Consider the following 16,414-nt stretch of genomic DNA (forward strand, 5'->3'; position numbering starts at 1 on the left):
ATCTCAGTTGCGGATTTTGTAACCTGTGCGCAGCAGGTGCAGGGCCAGCGCGCTCACGGCCAGCCAAGCCACACCCACAATGCCCAAGCTGAGCCAAGGAGAGACATCGCTCTGGCCGAAAAAGCCATAGCGAAAGCCGTCAATCATGTAGAAAAATGGGTTGAGGTGGCTCACCTGCTGCCAAAACGATGGCAGCGAATGAATGGAGTAAAACACGCCCGATAGAAACGTCATGGGCATGATGACGAAGTTTTGGAACGCGGCCATTTGGTCAAACTTGTCAGCCCAAAGCCCAGCAATCAGGCCCAAGGTGCCTAACAGTGCAGCGCCCAATATGGCAAACACGGCAATCCACAGCGGTGCCGCAAATTCTGGCGTAGCAAAGCCCAGCGTGACCAAAAACACGCCCACGCCCACCACCAAACCGCGCACCACCGAGGAGCCCACATAGGCCACAAACCAAGCCCAGTGCGACAGCGGCGTGAGCAGCAAAAAGACCACATTGCCCATGATTTTGCTTTGCACCAAGCTCGAGGAGCTGTTGGCAAAGGCGTTTTGCAGCACGCTCATCATCACCAAGCCGGGCACCAAAAAGCTGGCGTAGTCGATGCGGTCATACACTTTGACGTGGTCTTGCATGACGTGACCGAAGATCAGCAGGTACAGGGCTGCCGTGAGTACCGGGGCCGCGATGGTCTGGAAGCTCACCTTCCAAAAACGCAACACCTCTTTATAAAAAAGCATTTGCCAGCCGGTCATGCGGCACCTCCGGTGGTGTTGGCAGCCATGACACTGAGGAATACATCCTCCAAGTCCGCGCGGCGGATTTCTACGTCTTGTACCTGCACGTTGGCCTCGCGCAAAGAGGCCAGATGGCGCTCAATGTCTTGGGCGTCTTGGGCGACCATTTGCACCACACGGCCCGTAATGCGTGCTTGCGCTGCCAGCGCTGGCGGCAGGGTATCGTCGGTTTTGAACACCAGCACATTGCCCGATACCGCTTTGAGCAGCGCCGAAGTGTCATCGAGTGCCACCACCTGCCCGCTCTTGAGCATGGCAATGCGGCCACACAGGGCCTCGGCCTCGTCCAAATAATGGGTGGTCAGTAGCACCGTGTTGCCCTCTTTGTTCAGGCGGGCGATAAAGTGCCACAGTGTTTGGCGCAGTTCTACATCCACGCCTGCCGTAGGCTCATCGAGCACGATGATGGGCGGCTTGTGTACCAAGGCTTGCGCCACCAGCACGCGCCGCTTCATGCCGCCCGAAAGCTGGCGCATATTGGCATTGGCTTTTTCGGTCAACCCCAAGCTGTGCAAGAGCTCATCAATCCAGTCGTCGTTGTGCTTGACGCCAAAATAGCCCGACTGAAAACGCAGGGCCTCGCGCACGTTAAAAAACGGGTCAAACACCAGTTCTTGCGGCACGATGCCCAGTTTGCGCCGCGCCGCTGCGTAGTCGGCTTGAACATCGCTACCCTGCACCAGCACCCGGCCACTGCTGGCGCGGGCCAGCCCAGCCAAAATGCTAATCATGGTGGTTTTTCCAGCCCCGTTGGGGCCGAGCAGGCCAAAAAACTCGCCTTCCTGAATGTCTAAGCTGACGTTATTGAGCGCGTGGAACGGCCCTTGGGCCGTGGTGTAGGTCTTAGAGACCGATTGAAAAGAGATAGCTGGCATGGGAGTGGGCGATTTTACGGCCACCCCGATCACCGTGCAGGTGATACGGTTGGGGCGGCGGGTTTAGTCGCGGGTGGCGCGGCGCTGCACCGCAGCCACATAGGCATCGCCATCGGGCGGGCGGCCTGAGCGCTGGCTGTCCCACAGCATTTGCCCTAGGCACTCCATCGCGGCGTGGTGGGCATCGTGCAAAGAGTCTAGCCGCTTGGTCAGCAACTCCACCGCTTGGCGAATGCCCCGTGGCTGGTCAATGCTGCACTGCTCGCTGATCGACAGGTGCATCGACAGGTGCAAAAAGGGGTTGGTTTGCTCAGGGGTTTCGTCGTAGTTGCGCGCCAAGGCTACATCAACATCGGCCAAATCAGCGTGGTATTCGGGGTGCTCGGCGATCCACAGGCTAGCCAGGGTTTCTATGGCTTCCATCGGAGCACCGTTTTGGGCTTTGGCATGGGCAGCGCAAAAAAAGCGCCGCACATCGGCTTGGGAGGGATTGAACATGGCCGCAAGCGTAGCACGCACCAGCGCTTAAACACGCCAGATAGGCAACTGCCAATTGCGCCACAGCGCCAGCCCGCGCAGCCCTGCCGTGACTACCACGCAAGCCAGCAAAGTGAGCCAAGCTGGGGCCTCCAATTGGCGCAAACCTATATCGGCCCAGCCGCCCACAAAGGCACACAAAGCGTAGGGCCGGTGGTCATTAAATGCTTGGGGAATCTCATTGCACAGCACATCGCGCAGCACGCCGCCAAACACGCCGGTAATCAGCCCCATCATCACCGCCACCAGTGCGGGCATCTCGGCAGCACAAGCCACATCTACACCCACCGCCGCAAACAAGCCCAAGCCTATAGCGTCGGGCAGCAGCATGGCGCGCTCGGTGGGCTGAAAGTGGTGCTGACGCATAAACAGCATGGCTACAGCACACAGGGCCAAAATGCCCCAGACAAAGCCCACATGGCGCACCCAAAAGAAGGGCCGCTGGTCAAGCAGCAAATCGCGCAGCGTACCACCACCAAACGCCGCAACAAAGGCCACGACACACACGCCCACAATGTCCAGCCGCTTGCGCGCGGCCATGATGACGCCCGACAAGGCAAAGGCGATGGTGGCTGCTACCTCTAACAAATAGCGCAGCAGCTCAAAGGGGGTTTCAAACCAGCTCATGGCTTGCTTTCACCGCTGTATAGGCAAAACCATGCTGCCGCCAAGCTTCAAACACCGTCACGGCTACAGCATTGGACAGATTGAGGCTGCGCTGGCCCGGCACCATCGGCAGGCGCAAGCGTTGGGCGGGGGCAAAGGTCTCGCGCAGCTCTGGGGCTAAACCACGGGTTTCGGAGCCAAACACCAGCCAATCACCGGGGGCAAAAGCTACCTCATGCACCTGCTGCGTGCCACGGGTGGTGAGGGCAAACATACGCGCCGGATCAGGCTGGGCCTGTTGCAAAAAAGCCTGCCAATCGGCATGGCGCAATACTTGGGCGTATTCGTGGTAGTCCAACCCAGCGCGGCGCATCAGGCGGTCTTCCATCGAAAAGCCCAGCGGCTCAATCAGATGCAAGGTGCAGCCAGTGTTGGCCGCAAGGCGGATGATATTGCCCGTGTTGGGGGGGATTTCGGGCTCGACCAGAACGATATGAAACATAGCGCGTATTGTATATGCGCGGCTCCAGCCTCACGCAACACCGTAGCTGCCGTGTGCAAGGTGGTGCCAGTAGTCATCACATCATCGAGCAGCACAACACGCTTGCCCTGCACCTGCAGCTGGCGCTGTGGAGCCAGCGCAAAGGCCCCTTGCAGATTGTCTAGCCGCTGCGCTCGGCCCAAACTGCTTTGCGCGGGGGTGTCGCGCACGCGCAGCAGCAATTGGGCATCTACCTTGTTGGGAGCCAACGCCCGTGCCAGCAACAGCGTTTGATGAAACCCTCGGTTGCGCAGCCGTTGTGGTGATAAAGGCAGTGGCAGTAAGCAGTCGGCAGCCTCTAGTGCTGGTTCAGCCCACGGGGTACTGCGCAACAACAGCGCCAGCGTGCGCGCCCAGCCCGGATCACCGTGGAATTTATAAGCGCTCAGGATGCGCTCCCACGGAAAACCGTAGTCCACTGCCGCGATACAAGCATCCAGCGGTGGCGGCTGGCGCACACACTGCGGGCAATGCACCACGCCTGCGGCTACAGGCAATGCGCAGCTGCGGCAGCGCACACAGGGGCGCGCAAAGCGGGCCACGCAATCCTCGCACAGACGCTGTGCAGGCCAAGCGTGGCAAACTTCGCACTGGCTGGGAATGCCCGCCAGCAGCCGCTGCCATGCCGGGGAAACCTTGGCAAAAAACGGGTTGGTCATGATGGTGTCCAATATACGCGCTGCTTTTTTCTGCCTGCCCATGCCATCGTCCCCTACCCCAAGTACCTCCCCACCCACTATGGACCCCGTGGCCGCTGCCCGCTGGCACCACGCTGCTCCTGCGCCCTCACCTTGGCTGCATGAAGAAGTGGCCCGGCGCATGGAGGGCCGCCTGCAATGGATACGCCAGCCCCCCGCCAGTTGGTGCCACTGGGACCCGGTGCGCGGTGGCCTACAAGCCCATGCCCTGCTGCGCCAGCGCTACCCCGATGCCCTGTGCCACGTTTATGAAACCACACCAGCGCACCAAGCCACAGCCCAAGAAGCCCTCACACCCCCTTGGTGGAGCGCTGCCCGCTGGAAAGGCGGGGCCACCCAGTTTGGCCCACCGCCCGAAGGGGCGGTGCAAATGCTCTGGGCCAATATGGCCCTGCACATGCACAGCCAGCCGCAAGAATTGCTGGCGCAGTGGCACCGCACCCTAGGCGTAGATGGCTACCTGATGTTCTCTTGTTTGGGGCCAGACACCCTGCGTGAACTGCGCACCCTGTACGCCGCTTTGGGCTGGCCCAGCCCCAGCCACCAATACACCGATATGCACGACTGGGGCGATATGCTGGTGCATACCGGCTTTGCCGAGCCAGTGATGGACATGGAACGCATTACCCTGACCTTTGCCAGCCCACAGCGCCTGCTGCAAGAGCTACGCGAACTGGGCCGCAACCTGCACCCGCAACGCTTTGCCGCCCTGCGCGGACGCGGTTGGCACGGGCAACTGCTAGAGCAAATCACGCAACGCCTAGCAGTACCCAGCGAAGACGGCCAGTTAGCCCTGACTTTTGAAATCATCTACGGCCACGCCTTTAAACCGGCCCCACGCGTGCGTGTGGCCAGCGAAAGCGCCGTCTCTTTGCAAGATATGCGCGCCATGCTGCGCGGCAGCACACCATCCTAATCACCACCATGCTCAAAAGACAATTCCTGCGGCGCTTGGGTGCCACCACGCTGGCCATCAGTGCCGGTAGCCTGCTCAGTGCCTGCTCCAAAGAGGGCCCTACCTTCCGGGGCGTAGATATTTCTGGGGCCGACTACGCCCGCGACTTTGCCCTGACCGACCACCACGGCCAGCTGCGCCGCTTGCAAGACTTTCGCGGCAAAGTGGTGGTGGTTTTTTTTGGCTACACCCAATGCCCAGATGTTTGCCCCACCTCGTTGCAAGAACTGGCCCAAGCCAAAGAGCTGTTAGGCAAAGATGGAGAGCGCTTACAAGGCATTTTTATCAGCCTAGACCCAGCGCGCGACCAACCCGACATGCTCAAAGCCTACATGGCCAATTTTGACCCCAGCTTTCTGGCCTTGCGCCCCACGCCAGAGCAACTGCCCGCCCTGACCAAAGACTTCAAAATTTATTACAAAAAGGTCGATGGCCCCACCCCCACCAGCTACACCTTAGACCACTCTGCGGGCAGCTACCTGTACGACACCACTGGCCAATTGCGCGTCTATGCGCGCTATGGCAGCGGTGCCCAAACCTTGGCAGCCGACGTGCGCAGCTTGCTACAAGCAGAAACATCTGCACGCCATTGAATTACTAAGTTACGTACTTATTGCCGACTACATCACATTCACGTTCAATAGATGCAAAGATAAGGGATTACCCTATAGTGCTGTCATCAAACTTGCTTAAAGTGAAGGCAGTATGACCACCCCCCGTGGCCAGTGGGCTGCAGAAAAAGTGCTCTGTTGGCGATGTTTCTGCAGGATAGGAGCCGCAACCAATGCATTCTTTTGATCTCCCCGGGCTTCGCGAAAGCCCCAGCACCACCACAGCCTCCAAGCGTTGCCCGTTCCACCACGGCAGCACCCCCGCACCCCTCTATGCTGAGGGCTTGCGCGAGGTGCCTCATGGTTGGCTAGAGCAGGTGGCTATGCAGGCCGCGCCCGACGGCATCTTGCTGGTCGATGCCGAAGGCATCGTCATCATGGCCAACCCGGCCATTGAGATCATCTCTGGCTACCGCACCGATGAACTGATCGGCCAGTCGGTCAGTCTGCTGCTTGCACCCCATTTAAGTGCCAAGCATGCACAGCAAATGCGCAGCTACTTTCAAAACCCGACCCGCCGCCCGATGGGCATGGGATACGACCTATGGCTGCACCGCAAAGACGGCGCACTCATTTCTGTAGATGTAGCCTTAGGCCACTCCGAGGCTTATGGTGGGGCCGCAGTGGCTTTTGTGCGCGATATTTCTGAGGTCAAACGCCTACAAGCGCAAACCTGCTACCAAGCTACCCACGACAACCTAACCGGCTTGGTCAACCGCTGGCAATTTGGCCAGCGGCTAGAGCAGGCTATCCAGAGCAGCACTCAAGAGGGCCAGCCCTTTGCCCTGCTGCTGCTTGATTTGGATGATTTCAAGGCCATCAACGATGGCTACGGCCACGCTGCAGGCGATCAAGTGCTGGTCGAGGTAGCCCGCCGCCTCAGAACCGTGCTGCGCGCCAGTGATGTGGTGGGCCGCTTGGGCGGCGATGAATTTACCGTCCTGCTGCCCACACTGAGCCAAGAACAAGAAGCGATAAGCACAGCTACCAAACTGCTAGAACTGCTGCAAGAGCCGTACCGGGTACAAGGCTTTGAGCTGACCTGTGGTGCCAGTGCTGGCATTGCGCTATTCCCGCACGATGCCCGCGATGCCGAAACCCTCATGCGCTATGCAGACATGGCCATGTACCACTCCAAAGGCCGGGGGCGGGGCCACTACGCCCTGTATGCACCACCCATGGGCGAAAAAATGGCCGAAAAAGTGCTGCTGCACGACCGGCTCAAGCTGGCGCTGGCCTACGGCGGCTTGTCATTGCACTACCAGCCGCAGGTGGATGTGTTCAGTGGCGAGGTGGTGGGTGCAGAAGCCCTGCTGCGTTGGACAGATCCCACCTTGGGCGAGGTACCACCCTCGCGCTTTATTCCAGTGGCCGAGGCTACTGGGCTGATTTTGCCGCTAGGGCTGTGGGTACTCAATGCCGTGTGTCAGCAAATCTTGGTGTGGCAAGAAGCAGGCACACCGCTGCGCGTGGCTGTCAACGTGTCGGTGCTGCAATTGCAACAACCCGACTGGCCCGATCAGTTGCAAGAAGTGCTGCAGCGCCACGGTGTGCCAGCACATCTGCTAGAGCTAGAGCTGACCGAATCCGAGGCCATGGCCGACCCAGTGCTGGCGCATCAATCGCTAACGCGCATCAAGGCGCTGGGTATCAGCGTCACCTTAGATGATTTTGGTACCGGCTACTCCTCACTGGCTTATCTGCAACAACTGCCCATTTCGCGCATCAAAATCGCCCGCAATTTTATTGAACCCATGCTCAAAGGCGACAGCCAAGCTGCCTTGGTACGGGCAGTGATTGATCTGTCGCACACCCTAGACATGACTGTGGTGGCCGAGGGCGTAGAGTCTGCGGAGCAACTGCGCCGCCTGCACCGCTATGGCTGTGACATTGTGCAAGGCTGGCTGTACGCCAAGGCCGTGCCCGCCCAAGAAATGCCACGCTGGATGGGCACACCTGTATTGTTTGCCGCGCTGTGCGCTGCGGCCAGTTGCCCCATGCCCACGCTTTAAGAACGGGGTTGGCAGGCTGATGAGCACGCCACACTCCTTCGCCTTACTCAATCCGGATGCCAGCCGAGGCAATCACTCCCCCAAACAAGCGGGTATCGGCTGCTATGCGCCGCGCCAACCCTTCAGCGCCTGTACCTGCCACCTGCCAGCCTTGGTGAAACAGCTTCTCTCGCACATGCGAGTTGCGTACGATCTGGCTGCACAGTACCGAAAGTCGTCTCAACACTGGTGCGGGCAAGGAGCGCGGTGCAGCCAGCGCATTCCAGATTTCTAATTCAAAACCGGGCACTCCTACCTCTGCCAAACTAGGGGAATGCGGTACCAAAGTGCTACGCCCTAATGAACTGATACCAATGACCCGCAACTTGCCTGCCCGCTCTTGAGCAGCGGCCATGGCTGGGGGCAACAGCGCCAGCTGTATTTGCCCTGCTATCAAAGCTTGGATAACTTGCGGATTGCCCGGATAAGGCACATGCACCGGTGCCATGCCAGTTTTGGCTTTGAGCAGCTCCATGCCAATGTGGGCGACTGTGCCCACCCCCGGTGTACCGTAGTTCCAAGCGTCTCTTGCTTGGCGGGCCGATGCAAAAAACCCCACTGCTCCAGCCCCTGGGGCGTTGGCAGGTACTGCCAACGCCAGCGGTGCCATACCAATCAAGCTGACCGGAGCCAAATCTTGAATGGGGTCGTAGCCCAATTGGGGATTGAGTAAGCGTGCAATGGTCATGTTGCCATTAATCATCACACCCAAGGTATGGTGATCGGTGGCATGGGCCACCGCTTGGGCGGCGATGTTGCCACCAGCACCTACACGATTTTCTACAATCACTGGCTGGCCCAGCGCCTGCGCCAAAGGCTCAGCCAAAGTGCGCGCCACCAAGTCTGGCGAAGATCCGCCAGGAAACCCCACAATTATCTTGATGGGCCGAGTAGGCCAATCTGGCATTGCTGGAGAAGCCACCGACTGCGCCAAAGCCGCCGTAGTGCTACCGCCAACGCTAGCTGCCAAAGCCCCAACCAAGACGGTACGTCGGTGCAAGAGACAAGAACTCATCGATTAGACGTAAGCGCTCAAGGCTTTACGCATCTTTTTCATGGCTGCCACTTCGATTTGGCGGATACGCTCGGCGCTGACGCCATACACCGCCGCCAGTTCGTGCAGCGTCATGCCGCCAGAACCATCGTCATTGACCTTGAGCCAGCGCTCTTCTACGATGCGGCGGCCACGCTCATCGAGCGAGGCCAAGGCAGTGGCAATGCCGTCGCTAGCGAGCATATCGCGCTGGTGCGACTCAATCACGGCGGTAGGCTCGTGCGAGGCATCGGCCAAATAAGCAATAGGGCCAAAGGCTTGTTCACCATCGTCTGGTGGAGATGGGTCGAGCAGCACATCACCGCCAGACATGCGCGTTTCCATCTCAATCACTTCTTCACGCTTGACGTGCAATTGGCTGGCTACTTGGTCAATCTCAAGGTCAGACAGGCTGTTGCGGTGCGTGTCTTGGGCGTCGGTTTTAAAACCTTGCTTCATGGAACGCAGGTTGAAAAACAGTTTGCGCTGCGCCTTAGTGGTGGCTACCTTGACCATGCGCCAGTTCTTCAAAATATATTCGTGGATCTCTGCCTTGATCCAGTGCATGGCGTAGCTGACCAAGCGCACGCCCTGATCGGGGTCAAAGCGCTTGACGGCCTTCATCAAGCCGATGTTGCCTTCTTGGATCAGGTCGCCGTGGGGCAGGCCATAACCCAAGTATTGGCGAGAAATAGAAATCACCAGCCGCAGATGCGACATGACCAGCCGTCCTGCGGCCTCCACATCGTTGTGCTCGCGCAAACGCCGAGCGTAACTTTGCTCTTCCTCGTGGGTGAGCATGGGCAGACGGTTGGCCGCCGAGATGTAGGCGTCCAGATTGCCCAGCGACGGCACCACCGCCCAAGGGTTGGTTGCTGCCAAAGCCGCCGTTGCAGATCCAGATGAGAGTGTCATTCCAGAAGTCCTTTTTTCCAATTTCTTGATATTAGCACTCTGTTGGATAGAGTGCCAAGATTGGAAGTTCCCGACCCTAGAACAAAACTTCAGACGCTCAAATCGACGTGTTGCACCGTGCCCGCACTGCCGTCTTCTCTCAGATAGACACTGCTGGCGCGCACTGTGCCCAAGCTCTGCTGCTGACTGCCGCGCAACTCAAATGGCGTACTAGCTGAAGGGGTATAAAGCGCGCCCACGCCCACTTCTTGCAGGGTTTTGAGGCTGCCACTGCCATCGGCTTGGGGTGTCCAAACGCGCAACTGGGCAAAGGCGGGGTCGGTCTCATCGATCCAGCCATTGCCATCGCTATCGAGCTGGGCCAGCTCGGCAAAACCTTGGCCGGTGTTGGGGCCAAACAGCTCGCTGCCGTTGTCAATACTGCCATTACCGTTGCGGTCTAGCGCTAAGTAGCCCCGGTTGCCTGCCAGCATGGGTATTTGTTCGGTCGTGCCATCGGCATCTAGATCGAAAGCAAAACGCTGCTCTTGCAACTGCGCCGCTGTGCCATCAAAGTTAATCACCAGTGGGTCTTGCTGTTGCACCGCTGCTGCACCGCCGCGCACCACGGTGCTCGATTCAAAACGGAAGCTGCGCTGCATTTCTAGGCGCAAAGCAAAATTGATTTCGCGGCCATCGCTGGTATGCACCGTGCCCTCAGCGGCAAAGCGGGTGCTTTCGGCTTCTTCATAAACTTCGGTTTTTTCATAAACCCAGCCTAGCCTTGCAGGTGCCTCTGGGGCTGGTGCTGCTGTGGTGTCGTCTGCCACGGCAAAACGCACCCTGCCCTGACCGGCTGGCGCTTGGGCCGTGGGCGCATCGGCATCACCATAAATGCGGACGGTCTGGCCGGTAAGGCGCTCAATGAGATCGCGCAAGGCCACCAAGCGCGGCGGCAACTGGGCATTGCGTTCTTCTTGCGAGCCAGAGACTGGATCGATTTCGGCGCTGGCATCAGGTGCAGGGCGGCGCGGGCGCTGCATTACCGCTGGGGCTGGTGTAGCCACCAAGGGTTGCGCAGCGAGCGGCAAGTCTGGCAGGCGGGTAGCCACCGGCACACCGCTGCTGATGCGCAACCGCTCGGTGCTGGTTTGGGATTGGCTGGCGCGGTGCTGCGCTTGCAACTGCACCTGCGAGGTTTGAATCTTCATAACCGGGCACCTCTGTGAAGGATATACCCAGTTATCGACGCAACATAATCAGCGCTTGAGCACTGTTACCTTTTAAGACAAGAGTGCTTGGGCAAACTCGCGGGCATTAAAGGTTTCTAGGTCTTCTAGTTTTTCACCCACGCCAATAAAGTACACCGGCACCGGGCGCTCTTGGGCAATAGCTGCCAGCACACCGCCTTTGGCTGTGCCGTCGAGTTTGGTCACGATCAAGCCGGTCAGTTGCAGCGCATCATCAAAGGCGCGCACTTGCGCTAGGGCGTTTTGGCCGGTGTTGCCATCAATCACCAACAGCACTTCGTGCGGGGCAGTGCCATCGGCCTTGGTCACTACGCGCTTGATTTTTTTCAGTTCTTCCATCAAGTGCAGTTGCGTGGGCAAGCGCCCAGCGGTATCGACCAGCACTACATCTTTGCCACGGGCTTTACCAGCGGTGACAGCATCAAAGCTGACGGCGGCAGGGTCGCCACCTTCTTGGCTCACGATTTCGACCAAATTGCGGTCAGCCCACACGCCCAATTGCTCGCGCGCTGCGGCGCGGAAGGTATCGGCAGCGGCCAACAAGACGGAAGCGCCTTCTAGCGCCAAGTGCTTGGTCAGTTTGCCAATCGAGGTGGTTTTGCCTGCGCCATTGACGCCCGCCACCATGATGACGGTGGGGGTGTGCTGGCCGATCACCAGCGGTTTTTCTAGCGGTGTGAGCAGTTCGGTCAGGGCATCAGCCAACAGCGCTTTGACAGCGGCGGGGTCGGTGGTTTTGCTGTCTTTGACGCGGCGCTTGAGATCGTCTAGCAGCCATTGCGTGGCTTTGACGCCGGTGTCGGCCAGCAACAGGGCTTCTTCAAGCTCCTCGTAGAGGGCTTCGTCGATTTTGGTGCCGGTAAACACGGTGGCAATACTGCTGCCGGTTTTGCGCAACCCAGCCTTGAGCTTGTCCATCCAGCCTTGGCGTTCGGGCTTGGCGGTGGGTTCGGGGGCCGAGGTTAATGGCGATGCGGCTACCGGCAGCGTGCTGGCCTCTGGGGCTGGCTCTACGGCAGGGGCGGCGCTGGCTTTGTTGGCAAAGGGGTTGCGTAGCCAACTGCGTTTGGCTTCTGTGGCCTCAGCGGAGGGCACTGGCGGGGCAGAGGCGGGCGCAGCGGCAGCCTCAGGGGTGGGCACTACGGGTGCCGGGGGCTTTTTTTTGAAAAAACTGAACATTGCGGGGTGATATGAGCCTGTGCGGTCGGGCGATAGTGGTGAACGGGCACCACTTTAGCGCCAAGCGATGATGCCACCGATGGTAGTGGCTTGGGCACGGCCTTTAAAGTCGGCCTCAATGTGCATTTTGCTCAACGATGAGAGACGCGTATGGTTGCCAGTGGCAAAAACAAGGTCAATCAAGGCAAGTGCAGCGGCCTCGGGTGCAGGGAACATTGCTTAGTTCTTAGAATCAAGCGATCCATGAAACACGTCCTCCCCCTTTTCGGCCTCTTGGCCTGTTTTGCAGCCGGAGCACAAGATCCGGCCCCTACCCAGCCTGTGGCTTCTAACGCTACACCGGCAGCCCTGCCTACCAGCACCACAGCCAGCCCGGTACAGCAGTTCACCCTGCGCAACGGCATGACGCTGATTGTGCAAGCCGACCGGCGCGCACCCACGGCGCTGCACATGGTCTGGCTACGCGTGGGCGCGATGGACGAAGTGGACGGCACCTCAGGCGTGGCCCATGTGTTAGAGCACATGATGTTCAAGGGCAGTGCCAAGGTAGCCCCCGGAGATTTCTCACGCCGCGTAGCGGCATTGGGTGGACAAGAGAACGCCTTTACCAGCCGCGATTACACCGGCTACTACCAGCAAATTCCATCGGACAAGCTGGCGGCAGTGATGCAACTAGAGGCCGACCGCTTTGCACACAACCAATGGCCCGATGCAGAATTTAAAAAAGAACTAGAGGTGGTGAAAGAGGAGCGCCGCCTGCGCACCGAAGACAAACCCCGCGCCCTGCTGATGGAGCAACTGTATGCCACGGCTTTTAACGCATCCCCCTACCGGCGGCCCATCATTGGCTGGATGAGCGATTTGGACTCGCTCACCGCCAACGATGTGCGCCAATTCCACCGCCAATGGTATGTACCGGCCAACGCCGCTGTGGTGGTGGTGGGTGATGTCGATGTGCAGCAAGTGCGCCAACTGGCCGAAAAAACCTATGGCCGCATTGCGGCCCGTGCCGTGCCCACACGCAAGCCGCGCACCGAACCGGCGCAACAGGGCTTGCGCCGGGTAGAAGTCAAAGCCCCCGCCGAGCAAGGTTATGTGGCGCTGGGCTTTAAGGCCCCGGCATTGCGCCAATTAGACGCGCAAGCCATGACCGATGGCGACCGCGATGCCTTGGCGCTGATCGTGCTATCGGCGCTGCTCAGTGGCTACGATGGTGCCCGACTAGAGCGCGCCCTCAGCCAAGGGCCACAACGCGTTGCTGATGCTACCCACAGTGGCGCGGATGTCATGGGCCGAGGCCCCGGCTTGTTCGTGTTGCTGGGCGTGCCTAGCCAAGGCAAAACCGCACAACAGGTAGAAGACGCCTTGCGCGCCGAACTGGCCCGTGTGGCCCGCGATGGCGTCAACAGCGCCGAGCTAGAGCGCGTAAAAACACAATGGATGGCCAGCACCATCTACGAACGCGACTCACTGCAAAGCCGGGGGCAAGATGTAGGCAGCTCATGGGTACAAGGCTTGCCACTGGATGCCGAAGACCGGCTACTGGCCTTGCTGGGCACCGTAACGCCCGCGCAGGTGCAAGCCGTGGCGCAACGCTATTTTGTCGATGAGCAACTCACCGTAGCTACCCTGATCCCGCAGCCGCTAGACACCCAGCGCAAACGCGCACCCGGCCCGGCCCTCAGCACCCGCCATTAACGCTGCACCAAAACCCCTATGTTGATCTTCAAAAAATATATCGCCCGCACCTGTGTGCTGGGCGCTGGCTTGGTTTTGTCGGTGCAATCTGCTTGGGCACTCATCCCCATACAGCACTGGCAACAGGCCAATGGTGCCCAAGTCTGGTTGGTAGAAAGCCCCGCCATTCCGATGGTGGATGTGCAAATCCATTTTGATGCGGGTGGGCGGCGCGACCCTGCCGATCAGTCCGGGCTGGCTCAAGCAGTTGCGGGTATGGTAAGTAAAGGCGTGCGCGCCGTGGGCGAAGCCCCAGCCTTGGACGAAAACGCCTTGGGTGAGGCTTGGGCCGATTTGGGGGCCAGCCTGAACATCAGCGCCAGCGAAGACGCCTTAGCCTTCGGCCTGCGCTCTTTGACCCGCCCCGAACTACTGAACAAAGCGGCGCAGCTAGCAGCACGCCAACTGGCCGAGCCCGCTTGGCCGCAAGACATCTGGCAGCGCGAACGCCAGCGCTGGGGCGCAGCCCTGCGCGAGGCCCGCACCCGCCCCGGCACAGTGGCCCACGAAACGTTTGAGCAAGCCGTCTATGGCAACCACCCCTACGGCTACCGCGTGACAGATGACACGCTAGCGCGTATCGACGTGGCCGATATGGCGCAATTCCACAGCCGCTACTTGCAAGCCTGCAGCGCCCGCGTGCATATCGTCGGAGCCCTGACCAAGCCCCAAGCCGAAACACTGGTGCAGACTTTGCTGGCCCGCCTGCCCGCGCCAGCCCAATGCGACCCCCTGCCTGCCGTGGCGGAAGTTACGCCACTGACCACACCCACGCAGCAAAACATTGCCTTTACCTCGGCCCAAGCCCATGTGTTGATCGGTCAACCCGGCTTTCCCCGGAGCGACCCCGACTTTTTGGCACTGCTGGTGGGCAACCACATTTTGGGCGGCGGCGGTTTTGTCTCGCGGCTGATGGAAGAGGTGCGCGAAAAGCGCGGCCTGAGCTACAGCGTCTATAGCCAATTTGCCCCCAGCCTGCACGCCGGTGCCTTCACCATCGCCCTGCAAACACGCCCAGACCAAGCCGACCAAGCCTTGCAAGTAGCACGCCAAGTGCTGGCCCGCTTTGTGGCCCAAGGCCCTACGCCCGCCGAATTGCGCGCCGCCAAAGACAACCTGATTGGTGGCTTTGCCCTGCGCATCGACAGCAACCAAAAACTGCTAGGCAATGTAGTCAACATTGCTACCCACGGCTTGCCACTGGACTACCTAGAGCACTGGCGCGAGCGCGTGCAAGCCATCACCATCACTGACATTAAGGCCGCTATGCAACGTAAATTACAACCAGAGCGCATGGCTACGGTCATCGTGGGAGGCCAGCAGCCATGAGCCGCCGCCGCCTCACCCCCGCACAGGCGCAAGCCGCCCTGCGCGCCCCCGCCCCAGCACCTGCCGCCCCCACCAGCAAAACCGTGCCTGCACCCCGTAGCAAACCTGCCCCCGCCGGAGCCGGTGAAGTGCGCATCATTGGCGGCCAATGGCGACGCACTCGGCTGCCGGTAGCCACCAAGCCCGGTTTGCGCCCTACGCCCGACCGGGTGCGCGAAACCCTGTTTAACTGGCTAGGCCAAGATCTGAGCGGCTGGCGCTGTTTGGATGCCTTTGCAGGCACCGGCGCGCTGGGGCTAGAGGCTGCCTCACGCGGAGCCTCCAGCGTACAACTGATTGAGCAAGACGCCGCCTTGGTGGCCCAGCTCCAAATTCTGTGCCAACGCCTACAAGCCAGCACAGTGCAAGTGCGCCGGGGCGATGGCGTGGCCCAACTGCGGCAATGCCCACCCGCCAGCCTCGATCTGGTGCTGATCGACCCCCCCTTTGACAGCGACCTGTTCCAGCCCGCCCTGCAAGCCGCCGTAGCCACCTTGGCACCCCAAGGTTTTATTTACTTAGAGGCCCCCACCGCTTGGAGCGATGCCGCCCTAGAGCCGCTGGGCTTGGCGCTGCACCGGCACCTGCGCGCCGGGGCCGTCCATGCCCATTTGCTGGTACTGCGCCAGCCATAAACCACCCCATCACCGGAGACACCTCTATGGCAAACGACATTCTGGCTATTTACCCCGGCACTTTTGACCCCATCACCTTGGGCCACGAAGATATGCTGCACCGCGCCGCCCGCCTGTTTGGCCGCGTCACAGTGGCGGTGGCTATCGCACACCACAAAAAAACCATGTTCACGCTAGACGAGCGCCTGCACATGGTGCGCGAGGCTGTCAAAGACTACCCCCACATCCAAGTCGAACCCTTTGAAGGGCTAGTCACAGAGTTTGCCGCCGCCAGTGGCGCGCAAGTCATGGTGCGCGGCCTGCGTTCGGGCACTGATTTTGATTATGAATTTCAACTCGCGGGCATGAACAGCGCCCTGCGCCCTGAAATAGAAAGCGTGTTTTTAACCCCCAGCACCCCCTACCAGCACATCAGCAGCACTTTGGTGCGCGAGATTGCCATGCTGCGCGGCGCTGTGGCGCAGTTTGTCTCGCCCGCTGTGCATGAGCAGTTGCTGCGCAAGCTCAACCCAGCAGCCAACGCATAAACTCCAAAATCGGGTGACTAGTGCTGGTTCTCGTGCACGCTCATGAAGGCATCGACCACCTCAGGCACCAACTGGCTGCCGCGCCCTTGTTGGATTTCATGGGTTGTTGCAATACC

The 16,414-nt window shown here is 59.9% G+C and carries 18 protein-coding genes; 7 read left to right on the forward strand and 11 right to left on the reverse strand.

From position 1 onward, the window contains the following. Positions 1-3: 3 nt before the first annotated feature. From BMX55_RS05875 to BMX55_RS05900, 6 genes are all read right to left on the reverse strand, one after another. Positions 4-759 carry an ABC transporter permease gene (locus BMX55_RS05875; RefSeq protein WP_091454323.1) on the reverse strand — a complete coding sequence of 252 codons (756 nt, stop codon included), beginning with the start codon at positions 757-759 and terminating at the stop codon, positions 4-6. Then, positions 756-1,676, reverse strand: a complete 921-nt coding sequence (locus BMX55_RS05880; protein WP_091454325.1) for an ABC transporter ATP-binding protein — start codon at positions 1,674-1,676, stop codon at positions 756-758. The genes BMX55_RS05875 and BMX55_RS05880 overlap by 4 nt, the downstream gene beginning before the upstream one ends. 63 nt (positions 1,677-1,739) lie before the next feature. After that, positions 1,740-2,174 carry a DUF1841 family protein gene (locus BMX55_RS05885; RefSeq protein WP_091454326.1) on the reverse strand — a complete coding sequence of 145 codons (435 nt, stop codon included), beginning with the start codon at positions 2,172-2,174 and terminating at the stop codon, positions 1,740-1,742. 27 nt (positions 2,175-2,201) lie between these two features. After that, positions 2,202-2,840: a trimeric intracellular cation channel family protein gene (locus tag BMX55_RS05890; protein ID WP_091454328.1), complete on the reverse strand. Its 639-nt coding sequence runs from the start codon at positions 2,838-2,840 to the stop codon at positions 2,202-2,204. Then, positions 2,827-3,321, reverse strand: coding sequence for a tRNA (uridine(34)/cytosine(34)/5-carboxymethylaminomethyluridine(34)-2'-O)-methyltransferase TrmL (trmL, locus tag BMX55_RS05895; protein ID WP_091454330.1), 495 nt, complete (start codon positions 3,319-3,321; stop codon positions 2,827-2,829). Before trmL ends, BMX55_RS05890 begins: the two co-directional genes overlap by 14 nt. Continuing rightward, positions 3,228-4,019, reverse strand: coding sequence for a ComF family protein (locus BMX55_RS05900; RefSeq protein WP_091454903.1), 792 nt, complete (start codon positions 4,017-4,019; stop codon positions 3,228-3,230). The genes trmL and BMX55_RS05900 overlap by 94 nt, the downstream gene beginning before the upstream one ends. A 40-nt stretch (positions 4,020-4,059) precedes the next feature. Between BMX55_RS05900 and BMX55_RS05905 the strand changes: the two genes are divergently transcribed. The 3 genes from BMX55_RS05905 (at position 4,060) to BMX55_RS05915 (ending at position 7,636) form a co-directional block, all read left to right on the forward strand. After that, positions 4,060-4,974 carry a methyltransferase domain-containing protein gene (locus tag BMX55_RS05905; protein WP_091454331.1) on the forward strand — a complete coding sequence of 305 codons (915 nt, stop codon included), beginning with the start codon at positions 4,060-4,062 and terminating at the stop codon, positions 4,972-4,974. A gap of 8 nt (positions 4,975-4,982) precedes the next feature. Next, positions 4,983-5,606, forward strand: a complete 624-nt coding sequence (locus tag BMX55_RS05910) for an SCO family protein (protein WP_177172827.1) — start codon at positions 4,983-4,985, stop codon at positions 5,604-5,606. 191 nt (positions 5,607-5,797) lie between these two features. Then, positions 5,798-7,636 (forward strand): putative bifunctional diguanylate cyclase/phosphodiesterase, encoded by a 1,839-nt coding sequence (locus BMX55_RS05915; protein WP_091454334.1) that lies wholly within the window; start codon positions 5,798-5,800, stop codon positions 7,634-7,636. A gap of 43 nt (positions 7,637-7,679) precedes the next feature. Here BMX55_RS05915 and BMX55_RS05920 read toward each other — a convergent pair whose 3' ends face one another. From BMX55_RS05920 to BMX55_RS16390, 5 genes are all read right to left on the reverse strand, one after another. Continuing rightward, complete coding sequence (locus BMX55_RS05920) at positions 7,680-8,690, reverse strand: Bug family tripartite tricarboxylate transporter substrate binding protein (protein ID WP_091454336.1); 1,011 nt, start codon at positions 8,688-8,690, stop codon at positions 7,680-7,682. A 3-nt stretch (positions 8,691-8,693) separates the two neighbouring features. Beyond that, entirely contained in the window at positions 8,694-9,623 is a 930-nt protein-coding gene (gene rpoH / locus BMX55_RS05925) for an RNA polymerase sigma factor RpoH (RefSeq protein WP_091454338.1), read from the reverse strand. 89 nt (positions 9,624-9,712) lie between these two features. Further along, entirely contained in the window at positions 9,713-10,813 is a 1,101-nt protein-coding gene (locus tag BMX55_RS05930; protein ID WP_091454340.1) for a hypothetical protein, read from the reverse strand. Between the two features lie 72 nt (positions 10,814-10,885). Next, positions 10,886-12,031: a signal recognition particle-docking protein FtsY gene (ftsY, locus tag BMX55_RS05935; RefSeq protein ID WP_091454342.1), complete on the reverse strand. Its 1,146-nt coding sequence runs from the start codon at positions 12,029-12,031 to the stop codon at positions 10,886-10,888. A gap of 54 nt (positions 12,032-12,085) precedes the next feature. Next, entirely contained in the window at positions 12,086-12,247 is a 162-nt protein-coding gene (locus BMX55_RS16390) for a hypothetical protein (RefSeq protein ID WP_177172828.1), read from the reverse strand. Positions 12,248-12,274: 27 nt separating this feature from the next. Here BMX55_RS16390 and BMX55_RS05940 point away from each other — a divergent pair, with 27 nt between their 5' ends. From BMX55_RS05940 to coaD, 4 genes are read left to right on the forward strand one after another with little or no spacing between them, the layout of a single operon-like run. Then, on the forward strand, positions 12,275-13,729 hold the full coding sequence (locus BMX55_RS05940; protein ID WP_091454344.1) for a M16 family metallopeptidase: 1,455 nt from the start codon (positions 12,275-12,277) through the stop codon (positions 13,727-13,729). Between the two features lie 18 nt (positions 13,730-13,747). Next, on the forward strand, positions 13,748-15,097 hold the full coding sequence (locus BMX55_RS05945) for a M16 family metallopeptidase (RefSeq protein WP_091454346.1): 1,350 nt from the start codon (positions 13,748-13,750) through the stop codon (positions 15,095-15,097). Further along, positions 15,094-15,771: a 16S rRNA (guanine(966)-N(2))-methyltransferase RsmD gene (gene rsmD, locus BMX55_RS05950; protein WP_091454348.1), complete on the forward strand. Its 678-nt coding sequence runs from the start codon at positions 15,094-15,096 to the stop codon at positions 15,769-15,771. Before BMX55_RS05945 ends, rsmD begins: the two co-directional genes overlap by 4 nt. Positions 15,772-15,797: 26 nt before the next feature. Beyond that, entirely contained in the window at positions 15,798-16,298 is a 501-nt protein-coding gene (coaD, locus tag BMX55_RS05955; protein ID WP_091454350.1) for a pantetheine-phosphate adenylyltransferase, read from the forward strand. The last annotated feature ends 116 nt before the right edge of the window (positions 16,299-16,414 follow it).

The sequence above is a fragment of the Giesbergeria anulus genome (genome assembly GCF_900111115.1).
Taxonomy (GTDB): domain Bacteria; phylum Pseudomonadota; class Gammaproteobacteria; order Burkholderiales; family Burkholderiaceae_C; genus Simplicispira; species Simplicispira anulus.

Bases quoted from the DNA above. Each gene is read 5' to 3' on its own strand.
- BMX55_RS05940 (WP_091454344.1), top strand. From the start codon at position 12,275: ATGAAACACGTCCTCCCCCTTTTCGGCCTCTTGGCCTGTTTTGCAGCC.
- BMX55_RS05910 (WP_177172827.1), top strand. From the start codon at position 4,983: ATGCTCAAAAGACAATTCCTGCGGCGCTTGGGTGCCACCACGCTGGCC.
- rpoH (WP_091454338.1), bottom strand. From the start codon at position 9,623: ATGACACTCTCATCTGGATCTGCAACGGCGGCTTTGGCAGCAACCAAC.
- BMX55_RS05890 (WP_091454328.1), bottom strand. From the start codon at position 2,840: ATGAGCTGGTTTGAAACCCCCTTTGAGCTGCTGCGCTATTTGTTAGAG.
- BMX55_RS05905 (WP_091454331.1), top strand. From the start codon at position 4,060: ATGCCATCGTCCCCTACCCCAAGTACCTCCCCACCCACTATGGACCCC.
- trmL (WP_091454330.1), bottom strand. From the start codon at position 3,321: ATGTTTCATATCGTTCTGGTCGAGCCCGAAATCCCCCCCAACACGGGC.
- BMX55_RS05930 (WP_091454340.1), bottom strand. From the start codon at position 10,813: ATGAAGATTCAAACCTCGCAGGTGCAGTTGCAAGCGCAGCACCGCGCC.
- BMX55_RS05880 (WP_091454325.1), bottom strand. From the start codon at position 1,676: ATGCCAGCTATCTCTTTTCAATCGGTCTCTAAGACCTACACCACGGCC.
- BMX55_RS16390 (WP_177172828.1), bottom strand. From the start codon at position 12,247: ATGTTCCCTGCACCCGAGGCCGCTGCACTTGCCTTGATTGACCTTGTT.
- coaD (WP_091454350.1), top strand. From the start codon at position 15,798: ATGGCAAACGACATTCTGGCTATTTACCCCGGCACTTTTGACCCCATC.
- BMX55_RS05920 (WP_091454336.1), bottom strand. From the start codon at position 8,690: ATGAGTTCTTGTCTCTTGCACCGACGTACCGTCTTGGTTGGGGCTTTG.
- BMX55_RS05945 (WP_091454346.1), top strand. From the start codon at position 13,748: ATGTTGATCTTCAAAAAATATATCGCCCGCACCTGTGTGCTGGGCGCT.
- ftsY (WP_091454342.1), bottom strand. From the start codon at position 12,031: ATGTTCAGTTTTTTCAAAAAAAAGCCCCCGGCACCCGTAGTGCCCACC.
- BMX55_RS05875 (WP_091454323.1), bottom strand. From the start codon at position 759: ATGACCGGCTGGCAAATGCTTTTTTATAAAGAGGTGTTGCGTTTTTGG.
- BMX55_RS05915 (WP_091454334.1), top strand. From the start codon at position 5,798: ATGCATTCTTTTGATCTCCCCGGGCTTCGCGAAAGCCCCAGCACCACC.
- BMX55_RS05885 (WP_091454326.1), bottom strand. From the start codon at position 2,174: ATGTTCAATCCCTCCCAAGCCGATGTGCGGCGCTTTTTTTGCGCTGCC.
- BMX55_RS05900 (WP_091454903.1), bottom strand. From the start codon at position 4,019: ATGACCAACCCGTTTTTTGCCAAGGTTTCCCCGGCATGGCAGCGGCTG.
- rsmD (WP_091454348.1), top strand. From the start codon at position 15,094: ATGAGCCGCCGCCGCCTCACCCCCGCACAGGCGCAAGCCGCCCTGCGC.